This is a genomic window from Massilia sp. DWR3-1-1 (assembly GCF_049898325.1).
GTDB lineage: Bacteria > Pseudomonadota > Gammaproteobacteria > Burkholderiales > Burkholderiaceae_D > JAFCUW01.
In genome coordinates, this window is sequence record NZ_JAFCXL010000011.1 from 86,855 (window position 1) to 106,062 (window position 19,208).

The 19,208-nt window shown below is 65.6% G+C and carries 17 protein-coding genes; 7 read left to right on the forward strand and 10 right to left on the reverse strand.

What is annotated here, in order from left to right; translation table 11 throughout:
- Positions 1–230: 230 nt before the first annotated feature.
- The gene (locus ACP7EY_RS13430; RefSeq protein WP_426194313.1) at positions 231–464 is read left to right on the forward strand and encodes a BrnA antitoxin family protein; all 234 of its coding nucleotides are present in this window, start codon (positions 231–233) and stop codon (positions 462–464) included.
- 3 nt (positions 465–467) lie between these two features.
- Here ACP7EY_RS13430 and fmt read toward each other — a convergent pair whose 3' ends face one another.
- Positions 468–1,433: a methionyl-tRNA formyltransferase gene (gene fmt, locus ACP7EY_RS13435; RefSeq protein ID WP_426194315.1), complete on the reverse strand. Its 966-nt coding sequence runs from the start codon at positions 1,431–1,433 to the stop codon at positions 468–470.
- An 8-nt stretch (positions 1,434–1,441) separates the two neighbouring features.
- Positions 1,442–1,984 (reverse strand): peptide deformylase, encoded by a 543-nt coding sequence (gene def / locus ACP7EY_RS13440; protein ID WP_426194317.1) that lies wholly within the window; start codon positions 1,982–1,984, stop codon positions 1,442–1,444.
- 322 nt (positions 1,985–2,306) lie between these two features.
- Between def and ACP7EY_RS13445 the strand changes: the two genes are divergently transcribed.
- Positions 2,307–3,404 carry a LysM peptidoglycan-binding domain-containing protein gene (locus tag ACP7EY_RS13445; RefSeq protein ID WP_426194319.1) on the forward strand — a complete coding sequence of 366 codons (1,098 nt, stop codon included), beginning with the start codon at positions 2,307–2,309 and terminating at the stop codon, positions 3,402–3,404.
- 7 nt (positions 3,405–3,411) lie between these two features.
- Positions 3,412–4,548, forward strand: a complete 1,137-nt coding sequence (gene dprA, locus ACP7EY_RS13450; RefSeq protein WP_426194321.1) for a DNA-processing protein DprA — start codon at positions 3,412–3,414, stop codon at positions 4,546–4,548.
- 7 nt (positions 4,549–4,555) lie between these two features.
- On the opposite strand, the gene ACP7EY_RS13455 is transcribed toward dprA, so the two are convergent.
- Positions 4,556–5,470 carry a hypothetical protein gene (locus ACP7EY_RS13455; protein WP_426194323.1) on the reverse strand — a complete coding sequence of 305 codons (915 nt, stop codon included), beginning with the start codon at positions 5,468–5,470 and terminating at the stop codon, positions 4,556–4,558.
- Between the two features lie 168 nt (positions 5,471–5,638).
- On the opposite strand from ACP7EY_RS13455, the gene ACP7EY_RS13460 reads away from it, so the two are divergent.
- On the forward strand, positions 5,639–6,100 hold the full coding sequence (locus ACP7EY_RS13460; RefSeq protein ID WP_426194325.1) for a DUF494 family protein: 462 nt from the start codon (positions 5,639–5,641) through the stop codon (positions 6,098–6,100).
- Positions 6,101–6,301: 201 nt separating this feature from the next.
- Positions 6,302–9,004, forward strand: a complete 2,703-nt coding sequence (locus ACP7EY_RS13465) for a DNA topoisomerase III (RefSeq protein WP_426194327.1) — start codon at positions 6,302–6,304, stop codon at positions 9,002–9,004.
- 202 nt (positions 9,005–9,206) lie between these two features.
- Here the strand turns inward: ACP7EY_RS13465 and ACP7EY_RS13470 are convergent, their stop codons facing one another.
- From ACP7EY_RS13470 to ACP7EY_RS13480, 3 genes are read right to left on the reverse strand one after another with little or no spacing between them, the layout of a single operon-like run.
- Positions 9,207–9,422: an addiction module protein gene (locus ACP7EY_RS13470; RefSeq protein ID WP_426194329.1), complete on the reverse strand. Its 216-nt coding sequence runs from the start codon at positions 9,420–9,422 to the stop codon at positions 9,207–9,209.
- Positions 9,423–9,466: 44 nt separating this feature from the next.
- Complete coding sequence (locus ACP7EY_RS13475; RefSeq protein ID WP_426194331.1) at positions 9,467–13,042, reverse strand: M1 family aminopeptidase; 3,576 nt, start codon at positions 13,040–13,042, stop codon at positions 9,467–9,469.
- Positions 13,043–13,942 carry an ABC transporter ATP-binding protein gene (locus ACP7EY_RS13480; RefSeq protein WP_426194333.1) on the reverse strand — a complete coding sequence of 300 codons (900 nt, stop codon included), beginning with the start codon at positions 13,940–13,942 and terminating at the stop codon, positions 13,043–13,045.
- A 215-nt stretch (positions 13,943–14,157) separates the two neighbouring features.
- Between ACP7EY_RS13480 and ACP7EY_RS13485 the strand changes: the two genes are divergently transcribed.
- Positions 14,158–14,607 carry a hypothetical protein gene (locus ACP7EY_RS13485; RefSeq protein WP_426194335.1) on the forward strand — a complete coding sequence of 150 codons (450 nt, stop codon included), beginning with the start codon at positions 14,158–14,160 and terminating at the stop codon, positions 14,605–14,607.
- A 28-nt stretch (positions 14,608–14,635) separates the two neighbouring features.
- Entirely contained in the window at positions 14,636–15,304 is a 669-nt protein-coding gene (coq7, locus tag ACP7EY_RS13490) for a 2-polyprenyl-3-methyl-6-methoxy-1,4-benzoquinone monooxygenase (RefSeq protein WP_426194337.1), read from the forward strand.
- Between the two features lie 6 nt (positions 15,305–15,310).
- Here the strand turns inward: coq7 and ACP7EY_RS13495 are convergent, their stop codons facing one another.
- The 4 genes from ACP7EY_RS13495 to ACP7EY_RS13510 form a co-directional block, all read right to left on the reverse strand.
- Positions 15,311–15,733: an OsmC family protein gene (locus tag ACP7EY_RS13495; RefSeq protein WP_426194339.1), complete on the reverse strand. Its 423-nt coding sequence runs from the start codon at positions 15,731–15,733 to the stop codon at positions 15,311–15,313.
- A 64-nt stretch (positions 15,734–15,797) separates the two neighbouring features.
- Positions 15,798–16,982 carry an ABC transporter permease gene (locus tag ACP7EY_RS13500; protein WP_426194341.1) on the reverse strand — a complete coding sequence of 395 codons (1,185 nt, stop codon included), beginning with the start codon at positions 16,980–16,982 and terminating at the stop codon, positions 15,798–15,800.
- On the reverse strand, positions 16,979–17,710 hold the full coding sequence (locus ACP7EY_RS13505) for an ATP-binding cassette domain-containing protein (RefSeq protein WP_426194342.1): 732 nt from the start codon (positions 17,708–17,710) through the stop codon (positions 16,979–16,981). Before ACP7EY_RS13505 ends, ACP7EY_RS13500 begins: the two co-directional genes overlap by 4 nt.
- 54 nt (positions 17,711–17,764) lie before the next feature.
- Complete coding sequence (locus ACP7EY_RS13510; RefSeq protein WP_426194344.1) at positions 17,765–19,201, reverse strand: alpha/beta fold hydrolase; 1,437 nt, start codon at positions 19,199–19,201, stop codon at positions 17,765–17,767.
- Positions 19,202–19,208 lie beyond the last annotated feature (7 nt).

Genomic DNA, 19,208 nt, shown 5'->3' on the forward strand with positions numbered 1-19,208 from the left:
TCATGCGCGCCGAGTTTTTCCGTCGAGCATAAAGCGGCACGGACCGCATCGGACGCACCGCCGCCAATGCAAGGCGTGTATGTATCGCTATGTTTCAAGAAGGCATTTGTTACAGAGCGATACAATACCCGCCCCCGCCGCAATCTTGCCGATACATACAGCATCCAAAATCCTGTGCAGGGGTGGCTACAGAGTCCACTCCACCAACTTTACGTTTGACAGGAATCAACATGGACAAAGATTTTTCGCAAGAATGGGATGCCCCGCGCGCGCGCGACACGCACGTGGTGGCCGCCAAGCACCAGCAGGCAACGCTCAAGCAGATCGTCACCATCCGCCTCGACACGGACACGCTCGACTGGTTCAAGGGCGCCGGCCCCGGCTACCAGACCCGGATCAACCAGATCTTGCGCCAGTACATGGCCGAGCACCGTGACGACGCCCCCGTCGCCAAGGCAAACTAACTTTCAAGTCAGACGTTTTCCTTCAAGGGAAAAGCCCTTGAGAAACTCGGCGGCAGGCAAGCGCTTGCCGCCCGGTTTTTGCAAGATGCTCAGGCGCAAGGCGCCGGCCCCCGGGCCACAGGCGACGACGATGCCGTCAAGGGCATTGGCGCGCAGTACCTGGCCGGGCGCGGCGCCGTCGCTGTCGGCATCGACCAGTTCGGCCCCCCATATTTTGACGATCACCCCATCGACCTGCGCCTGCGCGCCCGGGAAGGGATTGAAGGCGCGGATTTTTCGCTCGAGCACGGCCACCGGCAGCGCAAAATCGAGCCGCGCTTCTTCCTTGCCGATCTTGGCGGCATAGGTCACGCCCGCCTCCGGCTGCGGCGTGGCCGTCAGCGGGCCGGCCGCCATCGCCGTGAGGGTGTCGACGATCATGCGCGCGCCCAGCGCGGCGAGCACGTCGTGCAGGCTGGCGGTGGTGTCGTGCGGGCCGATCGCCACCGGCGCGATCGACAGCATGGGGCCCGTGTCGAGGCCTTCTTCCATCTGCATGATGGTGATGCCCGTGTGCGTGTCGCCCGCCTCGATGGCGCGGTGGATCGGCGCGGCGCCGCGCCAGCGCGGCAGCAGCGAACCGTGGATATTCAGGCAGGGGCGGATGTCGAGGGTGGCGCGCGGGAGGATCAGGCCGTAGGCGGCCACCACCATCACGTTGTAGTCGAGCGCCAGCAGGCGCGCATGGGCTTGTTCGGCCTGGGCGGCGCGCACGGGATCGGCGCTGTCGCGCCGCAGCGACAGCGGCTGCAAGACGTCGATGCCATGGGCGAGGGCGAACTGCTTGACGCTCGAGGCCTGCAACTGCATGCCGCGCCCGGCCGGGCGGTCCGGCTGGGTCAGCACAAGCGGCACCGTGAAACCGGCGGCGTGGATGGCGGCCAGCGCGGTGGCGGCAAACTCCGGGGTGCCGGCGAAGACGACTTTCATGGGCCGCCTCAGTAGCGCCGGCCGGCGGCCTTGAGGGCTGCCTCGCGCTCGAGGCCACGGGTTTCCTTGAGCATTTTCGCCTTGATGCGGTTGCGCTTCAAGGGCGACAGGTATTCGACGAATACCTTGCCCAGCAAGTGGTCCATCTCGTGCTGGATGCACACGGCCAGCAGGCCATCGGCTTCCAGTTCAAAAAAAGCACCGTCGCCATCCTGCGCCTTGACCTTGATGCGCGAAGGCCGCTCGACGCCGTCGTAGATGCCCGGCACCGACAGGCAGCCTTCGTCGTAGACCTGGCGCTCCGCGCTCGACCAGGTGATGTGCGGATTGATAAACACCTGCAGCTGGTCCTTGGCGTCGGTGATGTCGATCACCACCAGTTGCTGGTGCACGTCGACCTGGCTGGCGGCCAGGCCCACGCCGGGCGCCTCGTACATGGTCTCGGCCATGTCGGCGATCAGGGTGCGCAAGCCGGCGTCGAACTCGGTCACCGGCGTGGCCACCTTGTGCAGGCGAGGATCGGGATAACGCAAGATATTCAGTAAGGCCATGGGATGCTCTAAATTAGTAAAAAGTCAAAAAGAAGGAAACCAGCAACGCCAGGCGATAGCGATTGCATCACAAGTGGCGGGCCAGGCAGGTAAATAATGCCCTAAACCAACAACACAAGGGACGTAAGGGGCCTCGACGGGGCTGTTTGCCTTGCTAGTTCAAGGATTTATGGGCAGAATTTGATCCAGTTGGGCAACCTTTTCGTCCATTCGCCGATGGAACTGGCTGGTTCTTTGTATCGCCCCGCGCCTGATGCCGGGAGAGAACGCAACCGGGTTGCCGTTTTGATGCCGCATTTACGGACACACCACCGGACACTCCATGAAAAATTTTATCACAGTCGGCACCCGCCTTGCAGTGGCCGGGCTGTTCGCCGTGGCCGCCGCCGGCGCCGCCCAGGCCGCCGAGTGCGCCTTCCGTCCGAATGCGCCGGACCAGCACACGGTCGTGCGGGGCGATACGCTGTGGGATATTTCCGGCAAGTTCCTTGAGCATCCCTGGTGCTGGCCCCAGGTGTGGGGCATGAACCGCGCCGACATCGCCAATCCGCACTGGATCTACCCGGGCCAGATCGTCTATTTCGATCGCCGGACGGGGCGCCTGAGCCTGAACCGCCCCGGCAGTGGCGAGGACAGCGAGGGCCTGCCCACCACCCGCCTGTCGCCCCAGCTGCGCACCGAAGGCATGGGCGCCGACGCCATCGCCGCGATTCCCGCCGGCGCCATCGAGGCGTTCTTGACCAGTCCCCTGATCGTCGACGGCGATGCCCTGGACAAGGCGCCCCGCATCGCCGCCCAGGAAGACGGCCACGTGTTTCTCGGCAAGGGCGACAGGGTGTATGTGCGCGGCGATTTGCAGGGCGGCACCAGCTTTCAGGTATTTCGCCCCGGTACGCCGCTGCGCGACCCCGACAGCGGCAAGGTGATCGCCTACGAGGCCGTCTACCTGGGCAGCGTCGCCCTGCAGAAGGCGGCCCGGCCCGGCGTCGATGTGCACACGTTCACGGTGTCGAGTTCGGCCCAGGAAATCGGCGTGGGCGACCGGCTGGTGGCGGCGCCGCCCACGCCGCTGCGCAATTATGTGCCGCATCCGCCGGCCCGCCCCGTCAAGGCGCGCGTGCTGGGCATTTATTCGGGCGTCACCTTCGCCGGGCAGAACCAGGTCATCAGTGTCAATCGGGGCGCGCTTGACGGACTCGATGTCGGCGCCGTCCTGAGCCTGTACCATTTTGGCGAGACCATCGCCGACCCCGGTGGCAGCAAAGGGGTCATGGGGTTTGGCAAGGCGATGCTCAGACTGCCCGACGAACAGATCGGGACCCTGTTCATTTTCCGCGTGTTCAAGAACGTCTCGTACGGCTTGATCATGCAGACGACCCAGCCCGTGCAGACGGGCGACGTGGCCGCTTCACCGGAGTAAGATCGCCGTGCCCGGCACGGACCCCCACTCGCCGCCGTCAGCGCCGCCCCCGCCGGAACAACTTGCCCACTGGGTGCGCCTGACGCTCACCCCGGGCGTGGGACCGGTCCGGGGGCGCCTGCTGCTGGCGCATTTTCACCATCCGGACGCCATTTTCGCGGCGTCGCCGCCGCGCCTGGGCGCGCTGGTCGGCGCCGCCGTGGCGCAGGCCTTGCTGGCACCCGTGCCGGCCGTGCTGCGCCAGCTTGAAGCGGCCCTGGCCTGGGCCGGGCAGCCCGGCAACAGCATCATCAGCCTGCACGACGCCCGCTATCCACCCGCGCTGGCCCATATCGCCGATGCGCCGCTGCTGCTGTACGCCAGCGGGCGCGCGGCCTTGCTGCGGGGGCCGTGCCTGGGCGTGGTGGGCAGCCGCAATGCCAGCGTGCAAGGCAAAACCAACGCCGAGGTGATGGCGCAGGCGCTCAGCATGGCGGGCCTGACCATCGTCTCCGGGCTGGCGCTGGGCATCGACACGGCGGCCCACGTGGGCGCCCTGGAAGGGGCCGGTTCGACGGTGGCGGTGGTGGGCACGGGGCCCGACCTGGTCTATCCGGCGCGCAACCGCGCGCTGTGGCAGCGCATCGTCGAACAGGGCTGCGTGGTCAGCGAATACGCGCCGGGCACGCCGCCGCTCGCGCACAATTTCCCGCAACGTAATCGCATCATCAGCGGCCTGTCGCTGGGCGTGCTGGTGGTGGAGGCGGCTGCCCAGTCCGGTTCGCTGATCACGGCGCGCCTGGCCGCCAGCCAGGGCCGCGAGGTGCTGGCCATTCCCGGCTCGATCCACTCGGCGCTGGCCAAGGGCTGCCACCTGTTGATCCGGGAAGGGGCCCGGCTGGTCGAGTCGGCCGCCGACGTGTTGCAGGAGATCCATGGCTCGCCCATCGCCCGCCTGGGCGCGCACGAGCCGACCCGGGAGGCGCCCGGCGCGCACCCGCAACTGCTGGCGGCCATCGCGCACGGGCCGCTGGACGTCGAGACCCTCGCGCACGCCTGCGCGCGGGCGCCCCACGAGATGGCGGTGGCGCTGCTCGAGCTCGAGCTGGCCGGGCAGCTCGAGCGCCTGGCGGACGGCCGCTACCAGCGGGTGCTGCGTCCTTGACCCGGTGTTACTGGTGGCGAATCTTCAGGCGGTCGAGCTCTTCCATGAAGGCGGGCGAATGGACCGCCACCAGCGCGGCGATCGGCACCACGTACAGTCCGCCTTTTTCGCTGCCATGGGGGGCCGCCGCCTTGAGCATCGCCTCCGCCGCCGTCCACAGGCGCTGCAGGTGGGCCAGCAGCAGCGGGCTGTTGCGGATCCTGGCGTAGCTGTCCGGGTAGCTGGTGCGCACCACCTTTAAATAGCTGAGCACGTACAACATCATGTCGGCGGCGCCGCCGATATTGCCGTCGAGGGCGGCGTTGCCATCGGCCCGAAAGCGGGCATACAGGGGCGAATCGACCAGCGCCAGTTCGATCGCGGCGGCGCCCACGTAGGCGTTCAATTCATCGAGCAAGGTGGTGAAATCGTTGGCGGGCACTTTCGGCGTGCGCACCAGGTAGGTCTGGTAGCGCACCGCGGCGCCTGCCTTGATGGCGGGCGGCACGGCGGCGGCGGCCACCACGTAGGGCGCGGTGCTGCCCCGTACCAGTTCGGTCACATAGGTCATGCCATCGAACACGTAGACGGCCCGCCCGCCATGGCAGGCCGCCAGCGCCACATCGATGGCGTGATTGGCCTCGTGGTAGGCGGTCGGCAGGCTCGACAGGTTGAGCGCGCCCTGGCTGCGCAGCCACCACAGCACGTCGGCGCCCACCGCGCCGCGCAGGCGCGCCGCCTGCGCCGAGACCAGCGGCGGCAAGCCCGCCAGCATGGCGGCGTCGGCTGCGCTGCGGCCGGCCGGGGCGGCGCTGCCTGCCAGGCGCGCGCAATCTTGCGCCGTGTAGGCGGGGCGCTCGCCGGCAGCGCCGAGGCCGTCGGTGGCGGCAGCGAACAGGGGGAGGGGGGCCGCCAGCAGGGTCAGCAAGATGAGTCGGTTCAAGTGGATACTCGGCAGTAAAAGTGGACGGGGCGGCTGACGCCTTGGTTTGATCTCGATTGTTTGATCTGGATTATTACCGGCCAATTGTAGGCCATCGCCGCCACATCCTCGGCCCGTCAACGGGGACAGCACTTGTACAGCCCTAAACTTAGCTGATAGAGTAGAGCCATGTTCGATATCCTGGTCTACCTCTACGAAACCTATTACCGCCCGGACGCCTGTCCCGAGCCGGCGGCGCTCGCGCGCAAGCTGTCGGCGGTCGGCTTCGACGAAGTGGAAATTTCCGAAGCCCTTGTCTGGCTGACGGACCTCACCGAAATGGCCGGCGCCGAGCACAGCGCCGTGCAGGCCTCGACGGGCACGCGCTTCTACGTCGACCGTGAAGTCGACGTGCTGGGCACCAGCGCCATCGGCTTCATTGCCTTCCTGGAAAGCGCCGGCGTGATCAGCGCCTTGCAGCGTGAAATCGTCATCGAGCGCGCGCTGGCGGTGGGCGAAAGCCCCGTCAGCCTGGGCAAGCTGAAGATCATCGTGCTGATGTTGCTGTGGAGCCAGGGCAAGGAGCCCGACGCCCTCATGTTCGACGACCTGTTCGGCGACGACGAGCAAGCCCCGCGCCTGCTGCATTAGCGCGCCTGCCGCCCCGTCGGCACCATGCGGGTCCTTGAAAGCGGCCCGTATCGGCCTTATTATTTGCCGCACTTCGGTTTTTGCCCCGCCTCATACTAATTAGCTATCGAAGTGGCAATTCGCCACTTCGCTTGACAAGCCATGTATCATGCGGCTGCTTTATCCCTTTATTTGCCCCAGAATCCGTACCACGAGAACCCTATGACAAAAACCCTCATCATCGCCGAGAAGCCCTCCGTCGCGAACGACATCGCCAAGACGCTGGGCGGCTTCACCAAGCACGATGAGTACTTCGAGTCCGACCAGTACGTGCTGTCGTCGGCGGTCGGTCACTTGCTCGAGATTGCCGTGCCGGAAGAGCACGACGTCAAGCGCGGCAAGTGGAGCTTTGCCCACCTGCCCATGATTCCGCCGTATTTCGCCTTGAATCCCATCGCCAAGACGGAGGCGCGCTTAAAAGTATTGAATCGCCTGATCAAGCGCAAGGACGTGACGGCCCTGATCAACGCCTGCGATGCCGGCCGTGAAGGCGAGCTGATTTTCCGCCTGATCGCCCAGAACGCCAAGGCCAAGCAGCCGATCAAGCGCCTGTGGCTGCAGTCGATGACGCCGGGCGCCATCCGCGACGGCTTCCTGCACCTGCGCAGTGACGCCGACATGCTGCCGCTGGCCGATGCCGCCCGTTGCCGCTCGGAAGCGGATTGGCTGATCGGCATCAACGGCACCCGCGCGATGACGGCCTTTAACTCGAAAGAGGGCGGCTTCTATTTGACCACCGTGGGCCGCGTGCAAACCCCGACCCTGTCGATCGTGGTCGAGCGCGAAGAAAAAATCAAGAAATTCGTTTCCCGCGATTACTGGGAAGTGCGCGCCGAGTTCGTCTGCGCGGCCGGCATCTACGAGGGCCGCTGGCTCGACCAGTCGTTCAAGAAGGATGAGAACGATCCCGAGAAGCGGCCAGAGCGCCTGTGGAGCAAGATTGCCGCCGACACCATCGCGATGGCCTGCAAAGGCCGCCAGGGCGCCGTCACGGAAGAGAGCAAGCCCACCACGTCGATGGCGCCGGCCCTGTTCGACCTGACCAGCCTGCAACGGGAGGCCAACGGCCGGTTCGGCTTTTCCGCCAAGAACACGCTGGGCCTGGCCCAGGCCCTGTACGAAAAGCACAAGGTGCTGACCTACCCCCGGACCGATTCGCGCCACCTGCCGGAAGACTATGTCGACACGGTCAAGGACACCATGCGCGTGTTGGCCGACAACAATAACTACCACCAGTTCGCCAAGCAGATCACGGACAAGGGTTGGGTCAAGCCGAACAAGCGGATTTTCGACAACACGAAAATTTCGGATCACTTCGCCATCATCCCCACCAACGTCGCGCCCAAGAACCTGTCCGAGCCGGAACAGAAGCTGTACGACCTGGTCACCCGCCGCTTCCTGGCGATTTTCTTCCCCGCCGCCGAGTTCCAGGTCACCACCCGCTTCACCGAAGTGTCCGGGCACCAGTTCAAGACCGAGGGCAAGGTCATGACCAACCCCGGCTGGCTGGCCATCTACGGCCGCGAAGCATCGACCGACGACGACAAGGAAGGCAATGCCAACGGCAACCTGGTGCCCGTGGCAAAAGGTGAAAAAGTTCACACCGACAAGGTCACCGCGAATGGCCTGTTCACCAAGCCGCCCGCCCGCTACACGGAGGCGACCTTGCTGTCGGCCATGGAAGGCGCCGGCAAGCTGATCGATGACGACGAGTTGCGCGACGCCATGGCCGGCAAGGGCCTGGGCACGCCAGCGACGCGCGCCGCCATCATCGAGGGCTTGCTGGGCGAGCGCTACCTGCTGCGCGAAGGCCGCGAGTTGATGCCGACAGCCAAGGCGGCGCAACTGATGACCTTGCTGCGGGGCCTGGGCGTGAACGAGCTGACCGCGCCCGAGCTGACGGGCGAGTGGGAATACAAGCTGTCGCAGATGGAAAAAGGCAAGATCTCGCGCGAAGAGTTCATGCTCGAAATCGAGAAGATGACCCAGATCATCGTCAAGCGCGCCAAGGAATACAACAACGACACCATTCCCGGCGACTACGCCACCTTGACCACCCCGTGCCCGAATTGCGCCGGCGTGGTCAAGGAAAACTACCGCCGCTTCGCCTGTACCAAGTGCGAATTTAATATGAGCAAGACGCCGGGCAGCCGCCAGTTCGAGATCCCGGAAGTGGAGCAGTTGCTGGCCAACCGCACCATCGGCCCCATGCAGGGCTTCCGCTCGAAGATGGGGCGGCCGTTCGCGGCCATCCTGCGCATCGTGCGCGACGAAGACATCAACAATTTCAAACTCGAGTTCGACTTCGGCCAGAACGACGAGGAAGGCGAGAACGGCGAAGGGGTCGATTTCACGGGGCAGACGGCGCTGGGACCGTGTCCGAAGTGCGCCGGCGGCGTGTTTGAAATGGGCCTGGCCTATGTGTGCGAGCACAGCGTGGCCAAGCCGAAGACATGCGACTTCCGCAGCGGGCGCATCATCCTGCAGCAGGAAGTGTTGCCGGAACAGATGGCGAAATTGCTCAACGAGGGCAAGACCGACTTGCTGCCAGGCTTCGTGTCGCAACGCACGCGCCGGCCGTTCAAGGCCTTCCTGGTCAAGGGCAAGGACAGCAAGATCAGTTTCGAGTTCGAGGAACGCAAGGCCAAGCCGGGCGCCAAGGTGAAGGCGGCAGCGGTGGCCGACCCGGACGAGGGCGCCGACGGCGCCACCGTGCCGGCCAAGAAAGTCGCCGCCAAGAAAGCAGTGGCCAAGAAAGCAGTGGCGGTGAAGAAGCCGGCCGCGAAAAAAGCCGCGACGAAGACGACGGCGGCCAAGAAAGTTGCCGTCAAGAAGCCGGCGGCGAAGAAAGTCGCTGCCGAATAAATCCCGGCACGCATAAAAAACCGCTGTCAGTCGCAAGGCTGGCAGCGGTTTTTTTTATCGCGCGTGTGCCCGGTCCATGAAAAAAGCGCCTGCGAAAGGCGCTTGCCGGCGCTCAGGCGTGCTGAGCAATGACGCAAGGTAGGGACGAGCGAATGCCGGGCCGCACGCGGCCCCGTATTTACTTAGTGTTGTGCCAGCAGGATTACTCTTCCCACTGTTTCTCCAGCGCGCGGATGGCCGCCTCGCCGTTGCGGATCGCCTTGACGCGGTGCACGATTTCGTTGCGCCATGCCTCTTCGGCGTCGTCGTCTTCCACGCCGCCATGTACATCGAGAAGCAATATGCGCAGCAGATCGCGTTTTTCCGCGCTGGAAAGCTGCTTGAGTTGGCCCGCTATTTCGTCAACAAGTGCCGTCATGTCTTACCCCTGGTGTCTTTTATCTTTTAAATACTTTTTTTAGTTTAACGCATTTCGATGTCAATGAGGTTGTCAGCAGGTTTGCGGTCGATCAATTTATTATCCGGATCGATCCCTGCCTTTGCCGGTCGTGTCGCCACCACCATGGTCACGGCCATCTCCTTGCCGCTGACCAGGCGCCGTTCACGCGCCAGTGGCCTGCCGTCCTTGTCGTCGACACCGAATTCGATGATGTCGTGCAGCGCCACCTCGCGCTCCTCGCCCAGTCCGCCCGCCCGCAGTTTGGCCACGCTGGCCGTGATGTTGACTTCGTAGCGGCCATCGGCCAGCCTGGTGGCGCGCGCCTGGGTGGCGCGGTTTTCGTAGAGGACGATGTGATCGAACAGATCGTTGACGAGGTCAGCGTGAGCGGGGCCGGCGGCCTGCCGCAGGGCGCCAGTCAGGGCGCTCACGTTCGGATACGGCGCGCCGTGAAACGCATGATCGAGCAGCAGTTGGCGCAGTACGCCGTTGACCTTGGCTTCGCCCAACAGGTCTTGCAGCAGGTACATGGCCAGGCTTCCCTTGCGGTAATTGATGTACTTCTGGTCTTCATTTTCGGCCAGCGGCAATTCGCGGCGCGGTTCCTGCGAACGCCCGCCCATGTAGCGCTCAAGCTCGTAGCGCAGGAAGCGTCGCATCCGGGCCGGGCCGACCGCCTGCTTCATCACCATCAGCGCCGTGTATTCGGCCAGCGTTTCCGACAGCACCGTGCTGCCGCGCACATCGGCGCCCACCACCTGCTGGCCCCACCACTGGTGCGCCACTTCGTGGGCCGTCATATACAAGGGGTAATCGATGTCCTTGGGGTTGTTGTCGTCGACCTTGGCGATAAAGCCGGCGCTTTCCGAGAACGCGAAGGTGTTCGGATAGGACTGGGCAAGGCTGGCGTAGCGGGGGACTTCGACGACGCGCAACACCTTGTGCTGATACGGCGTGAAATTGGTCGCGGCGTAATCGAGCGCCAGGCGCGCGCCCTTGATGATGCGCTCGAGATTGACATCGTGGCCCGGGTGGTAATACAGGTCGATCGTCACGTCCTGCCAGCGTTCGTGGCGCACTTCGTAGCGCGCCGATTGCACGGCGTACGCATTGAGCATCGGCTTGTCCATCTTGTAATGGAAATAGCGCCGTCCGCCCTTGATCCATTCCTGCTCGAGGGTGCCGGGGGCGACGGCGACCTGGTCGGGGCTGGTGCTGACGATGGCGTCGAAGTTGATCCAGTCGGCATCGTTGGCCAGGGCGCTGGTGGCGGCGCCGCGGGGATCGGTGGCGGCCAGCATGGGTGCGCGCGGGCGCAGCTGGTGACGCTTGCGGTCGCGCTCGTCGCGCAGTTCCGCCTGCGGCTGGTAACCGAGGCGGGGCAGCACGGTGTTGTTGAAAGACGTGCCGTTGCCCACCACGGGCGTGTCCAGGCCGAAACCAAGCAGACCCTGGGGCGCCGTGCTCAGATCGAACTGGACGGCCATGCGCTCGCCCGGCGCCAGCGGCTGGTGCAGACGCCAGGCATACAGGCCGCGCTGCTGGTCGGCCACCACCACGGTACCGCCGGGGGACAAGCTGAAGCTGGCGGTGCTGGTGGGCACCTGGTGAAGGACGATGTCCTGGATCGGCCGGCCGCTGCGGTTTTCCAGCTGGTAGGCGCCGCGCACGCGCAGGCTGCGCCGTTCGGGCACCAGGTCGATCTGCAGGTGGACGTCGGCGATGCGCGGTTGCGGCAAGGCGGCAAACGCCTTGTAGCGGCGCTCGTACTCGGCGCGCACTTCGTCGCGCCGCCAGGCGGTCTGGTAGTCGTTGGCGATGTGCAAGTTGTAGTAGAGCAGGGCGCCACTGCCGGCGAACAGCGCCAGGCCCAGGCCGAAGGCGGCCATCACGGGCAGGCTCAGGTGGCGGCGCGCCAGTTGCAGGCGGCTGCCCGCTTCCGCGTTATTCCCACGCGGCCAGAACACCACGGACAGCACCAGCAGCATCAGCGCCGCCCCCGCCCAGTACAGCTCGAACCAGCGCTCGCGCGCCAGGTAATGGCCGTAGCCGTTCATGGCCGAATAGACAAACTCGGGCGAGGTGCCATACAACAGCATCGGGTGATCGAGCCCCAGGGTGCCGAAGGTGAAGGTGGCGGCGTAATACAAGATCATGGCGAAATACGCGAGGAACTTGTTGTTGATGAGTACCTGCAGCGACATCGCCAGCACGGCCAGCAGCGCATACTGGGGCAGCTTGATCAGGAACAGCGCCTGCAGGTACAACATCGCATCGATGGCGAAATAGCCCTTGAAGACCTGGATCAGGATGCCGCACAGCATGGCGACGGCCAGCATCAGCGCCTGCAGCGCAATCAGGCTGAGGGTCTTGCTCAGCAGGGGCAGCCAGTTCGGCACCGGCATGGCGTCGAGCATCTGCGCCATGCGCGCTTCGCGCTCGCGCCAGATCAGTTCGCCCGCATAGAACGTGGTGATCACCAGCATGATCAAGCCATAGCCCTCGTTGATCAGTTCGAGCACCTGGTAGGTGACGGGGTAGGTGGTGGTGCCGTGGATCGAGCCCATGTTGATGGCGCTGGCCACCAGCACCAGCACGCCGGCCAGGGCGATGACGACGAAATAGACGTTCTTGACGGACTCGCGCAGGTTCAGCCAGGTCGACGCGAGCAGCAGCATGGCGGTGCTGCGGCCGCTGAAGCGGGGCGTTTCCCGGGTGTCGATGGCGGCCTGTGACAAGGGCGGCGCCACCGGACTGGCGCCATCGGCGCGCGGGCCGCCGCGGCTGTCGAGGGTGGCGCTGAACTGAAAGCGCCAGTAGCCCAGCAGCAGCACCACCAGGGCGAAGCCGCACCAGATCAGGCGGTTGAGCAGGTACACGCCTTCGAAACCGATGGCGCGGGTGTTTTTTTCGCCGATGGTCCAGTACTCGGTCAGCCGCACCAGCGAGGTGGTGCCAAACGGGTCGATCAGGGCGGCCAGGGTCTTGTAGTCGAGGTCGCGCGCGAGCGAGGGCGCGACGATGTAGCCGATCATCATCACCACGCTGGCCACGTAGACGGGCAGCATGCGCCGGGTCAGCGCGGCCAGGGTGAAAAACAGGCCGCCGAAGATGAACAGGTTGGGCAGCAGGGTAAAGACATAGGGCCGCAGGTACAGGCCGACGCTGGCCGGGCCGATCCGTTCGGCCTCCATGCCGGGCAGATAGGTGCCCAGCCAGGCCCCCAGCACGATGCTGGAAAACACCACCGCCAGCGTCAGGTAGGCGCCCACGAAGCGCCCGAACACATAGGCGTACTTGGGGATGGGCGCACTGAAGAAGAAATGGTGCATATCGTATTCGAAGTCTTGCTGCACCGAGCGGCCCATGATGGCAGCCATTACCACCACCCCCAGGCAGCCCAGCCAGGACACGGTAAATTCCACCGAGCGGGGCGCGTTGACCAGCACCCGCCCGCCGAACGACACCATGGGGTCCTTGAAGACGCCGCCGGCGGCCGCCATCCACAGCATCGCCAGGATGAAAAACATGGCGAAATAGACCCAGGTCGACAGCAGTTTCAAACGCTGTCGTGCTTCGAACAGGGCAATGGCCAGCATCTAGGCGTCCTGGCGCGGGCTGGCGCCGCTATGACGGCCGGCGATGGTGGCGAAATACACGTCTTCCAGGTCGGGCCGGGCCGGCTCGAAGCCATGGCCGGGATCGCTTTCATCGTAGACATGGATCAGGGTGCGCCCCGTCAGCAGGCGGCTGGAGATGACGGCGTGGCGGCGCTGGAAGGCCGGCACGTCCTGCTTGGCGACGAAGCGCGCCCAGATTTTGCCTTCGATGGCCTCGATCAGCTGGGCCGGTTCGCCGCACAGCAGCACGCTGCCCTTGTTGATGATGGCCATGTTGGCGCACAGGTCGGCCACGTCGGACACGATGTGGGTCGACAGCAGCACCGTGCGGTCGTCGCCGATGTCGGAGAGCAAATTATGAAAGCGCACGCGCTCTTGCGGATCGAGGCCGGCGGTGGGCTCGTCGACGATGATCAGGCGGGGATCGCCCAGCAGGGCCTGGGCAATGCCGAAGCGCTGGCGCATGCCGCCGGAGAAGCCGCCCAGGCGCTGGTGGCGCACTTCGAACAGATTGGTTTGCTGCAGCAGGCCATCGACCACTTCGCGCCGCCGCCCCTTGCCCGACAGGCCCTTGAGGATGGCGAAATGGTCGAGCAATTCGTAGGCCGTCACTTTCGGGTAGACGCCAAAATCCTGCGGCAGGTAGCCGAGCAGGCGGCGGATCTCGTCTTTCTCGTCGAGCACGTCGAGGTCGCCGAAAAACACCGAGCCCGCATCGCACTCCTGCAAGGTGGCCAGGGTGCGCATCAGGGTCGATTTGCCGGCGCCGTTGGGGCCCAGCAAGCCAAACATTCCGGCAGGAATGTTCAGGCTGACCCTGTCGAGCGCGACCACGCCATTGGCGTAGGTCTTGGACAAATTGCGAATGCGTAACTCCATGGACAACTCCTGATGCTGGTGACACTGATGGTGCGCGCGGACGGACCCGCGATCATTACATTGTATTAAATTTGTGGCGGAGTCGGCAGTGCGTTGCGACAGTCGGGGCAAACGGGCGGCCAGAGTGCGCAAACGGCGCCGTGGTCGGTGTGCGTGGTGGCGCCCGGCCGTGCAGATTGTTGTGCCGGCGCCGCCAAAGGGTGGATAATGTTTGCATGGATACAGCCATTCAAGAGCACGTGCTGCAAGTGGCGCGCGCCGCCCGCACCCGCGACGAGTCGCTCGCCTGGTTTCGCGTGGCCGTCGGCCTGCACTACCTGGCGGCCCTGGTGCGCCCGGAAGCGATCGATTTCACGGTGGTCGACAAGGCGTACAACACATTTATCTATCGCGCGGTGGGCCGCGGCCACAGCATTGCCAGCGCCTTGCAGTTCATGAGCGGCGCCAAGGTGGTGCCGGTGGTCGATTCGCCCCGCTTCATCGCCGTGTTCGCCGAACACTGCCCCGAGGTGCCCATCGACACCATCGGCTTTCTGCTGTCGCTGAATCTGGGCGTGGCCAAGGCCATCTCCAAGCTCGACATCGGCGGCCCCGTGCTCGACTGGATCGAAAAACAGAACCTGGCGGCGCAGCCGGGCGACCCGGCCCTGCCGGGCATCTTATAATCACGCTTTGATCGCTGGAAAAATTCCCATGAGTGCGTTTCCCCTGCTTCGTCCCGCGTTACCGCCCGCCCTCGACGGCATCGACGGTCTCATCGCCGGCTTCGACAAGGCCCTGCGCGTGGTCGCCGGCGCCGCCGTCGCCACCCGGCCGAACCCGGCCGCGCGCATCGACGACGTCAATCTCGAGGGGGCCGAACTGCGCCGCAGCACCGGCCTGATGCGCGTCAACCATGTCGGCGAAGTGTGCGCCCAGGCCCTGTACAACTCGCAGGCCCGCTTTGCCAGCACCAGCGCCATGCGCGCCCAGTTCGAACAGGCCGGCCGCGAGGAAGAAGACCACCTGGCCTGGACCGCGCAGCGCCTGGCCGAACTGGGCTCGCAGCCCAGCGTGTTCAATCCCCTCTGGTATGCGGGCGCCTATGTGCTGGGCACGGTGGCGGCGCGACTGGGCGACCAGCACAGTTTAGGGTTTGTGGTGGAAACCGAGCGCCAGGTCGAAGCGCACCTGGACAGTCACCTGGTGTCGCTGCCCGTGGAAGACGCCAAATCGCGCGCCATCGTCGCCCAGATGCGCGACGACGAAGCCGCGCACGGGGCCGCGGCCCAGGCGCTGGGCGCGATCGCGGTGCCGGCGCCCGTGCGCCTTGCCATGACGGCGATGGCCAAGGTGATGACGGGCACCGCCTATTACCTCTAGGGCGACTTAGCCCTCGACGATTTCGAACGAGTGGGTGATGTCGGCCGTTTTGGCCAGCATGATGGATGCTGAGCAATATTTATCGTGCGATAAATTGACCGCCCGCTCCACCACCGCCGGCTTGAGCTGCTTGCCCGTCACCACGAAGTGGAAATGAATCCTGGTAAATACCTTGGGATCGACTTCGGCCCGCTCGGCCTTGAGGGTGACGTCGCAGCCGCTGACGTCTTCACGGCTGCGCTTGAGGATCAGCACGACGTCGTAGGCGGTGCAGCCGCCCGTTCCCAGCAACACCATCTCCATGGGCCGCGGCGCACTATTGTGGCCGCCGCCTTCGACGGCGCCATCCATCAGGACCGTGTGACCGGAACCGGTCTCGGCTTTAAAACTCATGCCCGACGGGCCGTTCCAGCTCACTTTCGCTTCCATTGCTCCTCCATTGAACGAGGCACTATTGTAAGCGCGCCCGCCGCGGCGTGCCGGCAACGACGTCTTACACGCCCAGCACGTAGTTCTCGCTCTTCATGCGCCAGCTGGCGAAGGCGGCGAAGCCCAGTGCCGGCAGGAGCGAGCTGAGGAAGGTCAGCAGGTACGGCAGCGCGCCGATCACCTCGCCCTTGGCGATCTCCTTGAGCAAGGTCTGGTTCGACAGGATCGGCACCGCGTACATCCACAGTGCCGTTTTCAGTTCCAGCATCGACACCGCCACGCCCGGCAGCAGGGGCAGCAGCATCAGAAAGCTCAGGGTGCTCTGGGCCTCCTTGAACGACTTCGCATTCATCGCCACCGCCACCTGCATGGCGCCGGCAAACAGGGCCAGCGGCACCGACACCAGGCAGACCCGGGCCAGGTCGGCATTGGTGACGCGCCAGGCCATGCCGATTTCTTCCAGCGGCAGCCAGGACAGGATGGCGTGCGCCACGTACAGGCCGACGGTGACGCCGATCAGGGAAAACGTCGACGCCGTCAGCCATTTGCCCAGCACCAGTTCCCAGGCCTGTGCCGGTTGCGAGATCAGCACTTCGAGCGAGCGCCGTTCGCGCTCGCCGGCGGTGCTGTCGATGGCGGTGGACAGGCCGCACAGGAAGGCGGGGAAGAACAGCATGCCCAGCACGCTGCCGATCAGGCCGGCCGAGCGGGCCGCCGTGCTGCCGGTGTCGTAGCGCTGCACCAGCACCGGTTGCATCAGGGCGGGGGAGACGCCGTGCGCGAGCAGGCGCGCGCTCGTCACGCCCGAGCCGTAGGTGCGCAGCACCTCCTCGATGTCGCGCTGGCGCTGGCCGTTGTCGGCGGCCGAATCGAACCACAGTTCGATCCGGGCCGGGCGCATCGCCTGGTAGTTTTCGGAAAACTTGTCCGTGATGCGCAGCAGCGCCACCACCTTGCGCGCTTGCAGCAGCTTGCTGATGGCCGCCTCGTCCATCGGCGCCACCGCCTGCACCTGGATGTTCTTTTGCTTGAGCTGCGCCATCAGGTTGGGCGCCTGGGCGGCGCCGATCACGGCCAGTTCGGTGCCTTCGCGCTCGGGCTTGGTGGCGCGCTTGATCGACTGGTTCAACACAAAGCCCAGCAACACCGGGTACATCAGGGTAAACAGCGCCAACAGCGCCAGCGAGCGGCGGTCGCGAAAGGCTTCGCGCAGCTCCTTGACCATTACCACACGCCACTTGGCCATCATGCAATTCCTTCTTCGGTGCCCACCAGGCGGACGAAGGCGTCTTCCAGGTTGGCAATGCCAGTGCGCTCGCACAATTGTTGTGGCGACCCTTGCGCCACTGTGTGGCCGCGCGCGATGACGATCACGTCGTCGCACAAGTGGGTCACTTCCTGCATCACGTGGGTGGCCATGATGACGCAGCAGCCGTCGGCGCGCAGCGCCTGCAGGGCGGTGCGCAGGGCGCGCGTGCTCATCACGTCGAGACCGCGGCTGGGCTCGTCGAGCAGCAGGTGGCGGGGGCGGTGCAGCAAGGTGCGGGCCAGCGCCACCTTGATGCGCTGGCCCTGCGAAAATCCTTTCGAGCGCCGTTCGACGATGTCGTCCATGGCCAGCAGTGCGGCCACCTCATCGATGCGCTGGTCGAGCGTGCCGGCGGCCATGCCGTTGAGCTGGCCAAAGTAGCGCAGGTACTCGCGGGTACTCAGTTTTTCGTAGAGGCCGAACTGGTCGGTCAGAAAGCCGATATCGCGGCGCACCGCCATCGGGTCTTGTTGCGGATCGACGCCGCCGACGAGGATGCTGCCGTGATCGCGCTTGAGCAGGCCCACCAGCAGGCGCAACAAGGTGGTCTTGCCGGCGCCGTTGGGCCCCAGCAGGGCGGTGATTTCGCCATCGCGGGCCGTGAAGCTGACCCCGCCGAGCGCTTGCACGGCGCCGAATTGCTTGCGTACTTCGCGCGTTTCAATCATGGGTATCCTGACAGGGGCAGTCGTTGCAGTCGATGGAGCCGGGGCGGGCGGCGCTCATGGCTGCGGGCCGGCGCTGCCGAGCTGGAATCCGGGAATCGGAATTTCTTCGAGGCACTTGGCCAGCACGGGCTGATCCGGCTGGTCGATGAATTCGCGCAGCAGGCGCGGCGCGCAGCCCAGTTGCGAAATGCCGTGGCCGGCGCTGGCGACCACGAGGTGCTGCGCCCGGCGCATGAATTTGCCGGCCGCCTCAGCGCGGCGGGGCGGGGTGACGGGGTCGAGCGCGCCCGACAGCATCAGCGTGGGCGCGGCAATTGGCGTGGGCGCGCTCGCCGTCACGGGCGCCACGTTGAGGGCCTTGCACAGCCTGGGCAGGCGCTCGAGCATCGGCGCGGTCAGGGCCGATGCATCTTCGGCGCGCAAGGCGGGGGTCAGGCGCGGCATGTCTTCGGCGCAAATGACGGCCAGGTGCAGCAGCATGGCGCCGCCGCCCTCGGCGCCAAAATCGGCGGCCACATTGCGCCGCGCCATGAACGGCTCCCAGCGTCCCTGCGCCGCGCTGTGAATCAGGAAGGGCAGGCGGCGGCTGTCGACGGGCGAATACAGGATGCTGTGCACGGTGGCGAGAAAACGCGCACTGGTCATCGGCAGGCTGATGGGCAGGCTGGTGCGGGGATCGGCGATGCTGACGAGCACCTTGCCGGCGGCAACGCGTGCGCTCAGGGCGTCGAATTCCTGGCGGGCCTGGGGAAACGCCCGCTTGCATCCCGTCTCTTGCGCGCACTGGCGGAACAGGGCATCGAGCGCGCCCTGGCCGTCGCGGCCACCGGCCGGGATCACCTGGTCGGGCGCGGCCACCCCGTCGAGCATCAGCGAGCGCACCCGCGCCGGATAGGCGCGCGCATAGACCTGGCCCAGGCGGGTGCCGTAGGAGCCGCCCCAGACATTGATCTGCTGGTAACCGAGCGCCTGGCGCACGCTGTCGATGTCGGCGGCGGCCTCGGCCGTGCCGTAGGCGCCAAAGTTGGTCTTGAGACGGCCGATGCAGGCGATCAGCTCCTGCTCGAGTTGCTGCTCCGTCATGGTCTCCTGGGCCGGCGTAGTCTCGCAGTCGAGCTTGCCGGACAGGCCCGTGCCGCGCTGGTCGATGAAGACGATGTCGCGGGTGGCGCGGATGCGGCGGAAGGCATTGTTTACCAGCGGCAGCACGTCCGAGCCCGCCTGACCGGGGCCGCCGGCCAGCACGAACAAGGGGTCGGCGCGGCCCGCTTCGCGAAAGGCGGGCGCCACCGCCACGTGCAGGGCGATGCTGGCGCCGGCCGGACGGGCGCGCTCGAGCGGGACATGGAGGGTCAGACAGCGCAAGGGCTCTTCCACCCCGGGCAGGTGGCAGGGGCGGGTGGTCTGCGCCGCCGCGGCGGCGGCGCCATGCATCGCGGCAGCGAGCAGCGCGCCACGCAGCACCAGGGCCAAACACGGAGAAAAGGACAAGGGGTCT

What these genes read in the sequence shown, in the direction of transcription:
- ACP7EY_RS13495 (WP_426194339.1), bottom strand. Translation starts at nt 15,733, where the DNA reads ATGGAAGCGAAAGTGAGCTGGAACGGCCCGTCGGGCATGAGTTTTAAA.
- ACP7EY_RS13445 (WP_426194319.1), top strand. Translation starts at nt 2,307, where the DNA reads ATGAAAAATTTTATCACAGTCGGCACCCGCCTTGCAGTGGCCGGGCTG.
- ACP7EY_RS13480 (WP_426194333.1), bottom strand. Translation starts at nt 13,942, where the DNA reads ATGGAGTTACGCATTCGCAATTTGTCCAAGACCTACGCCAATGGCGTG.
- ACP7EY_RS13470 (WP_426194329.1), bottom strand. Translation starts at nt 9,422, where the DNA reads ATGACGGCACTTGTTGACGAAATAGCGGGCCAACTCAAGCAGCTTTCC.
- fmt (WP_426194315.1), bottom strand. Translation starts at nt 1,433, where the DNA reads ATGAAAGTCGTCTTCGCCGGCACCCCGGAGTTTGCCGCCACCGCGCTG.
- def (WP_426194317.1), bottom strand. Translation starts at nt 1,984, where the DNA reads ATGGCCTTACTGAATATCTTGCGTTATCCCGATCCTCGCCTGCACAAG.
- ACP7EY_RS13465 (WP_426194327.1), top strand. Translation starts at nt 6,302, where the DNA reads ATGACAAAAACCCTCATCATCGCCGAGAAGCCCTCCGTCGCGAACGAC.
- ACP7EY_RS13500 (WP_426194341.1), bottom strand. Translation starts at nt 16,982, where the DNA reads ATGATGGCCAAGTGGCGTGTGGTAATGGTCAAGGAGCTGCGCGAAGCC.
- ACP7EY_RS13430 (WP_426194313.1), top strand. Translation starts at nt 231, where the DNA reads ATGGACAAAGATTTTTCGCAAGAATGGGATGCCCCGCGCGCGCGCGAC.
- ACP7EY_RS13505 (WP_426194342.1), bottom strand. Translation starts at nt 17,710, where the DNA reads ATGATTGAAACGCGCGAAGTACGCAAGCAATTCGGCGCCGTGCAAGCG.
- coq7 (WP_426194337.1), top strand. Translation starts at nt 14,636, where the DNA reads ATGAGTGCGTTTCCCCTGCTTCGTCCCGCGTTACCGCCCGCCCTCGAC.
- ACP7EY_RS13485 (WP_426194335.1), top strand. Translation starts at nt 14,158, where the DNA reads ATGGATACAGCCATTCAAGAGCACGTGCTGCAAGTGGCGCGCGCCGCC.
- ACP7EY_RS13460 (WP_426194325.1), top strand. Translation starts at nt 5,639, where the DNA reads ATGTTCGATATCCTGGTCTACCTCTACGAAACCTATTACCGCCCGGAC.
- ACP7EY_RS13475 (WP_426194331.1), bottom strand. Translation starts at nt 13,042, where the DNA reads ATGCTGGCCATTGCCCTGTTCGAAGCACGACAGCGTTTGAAACTGCTG.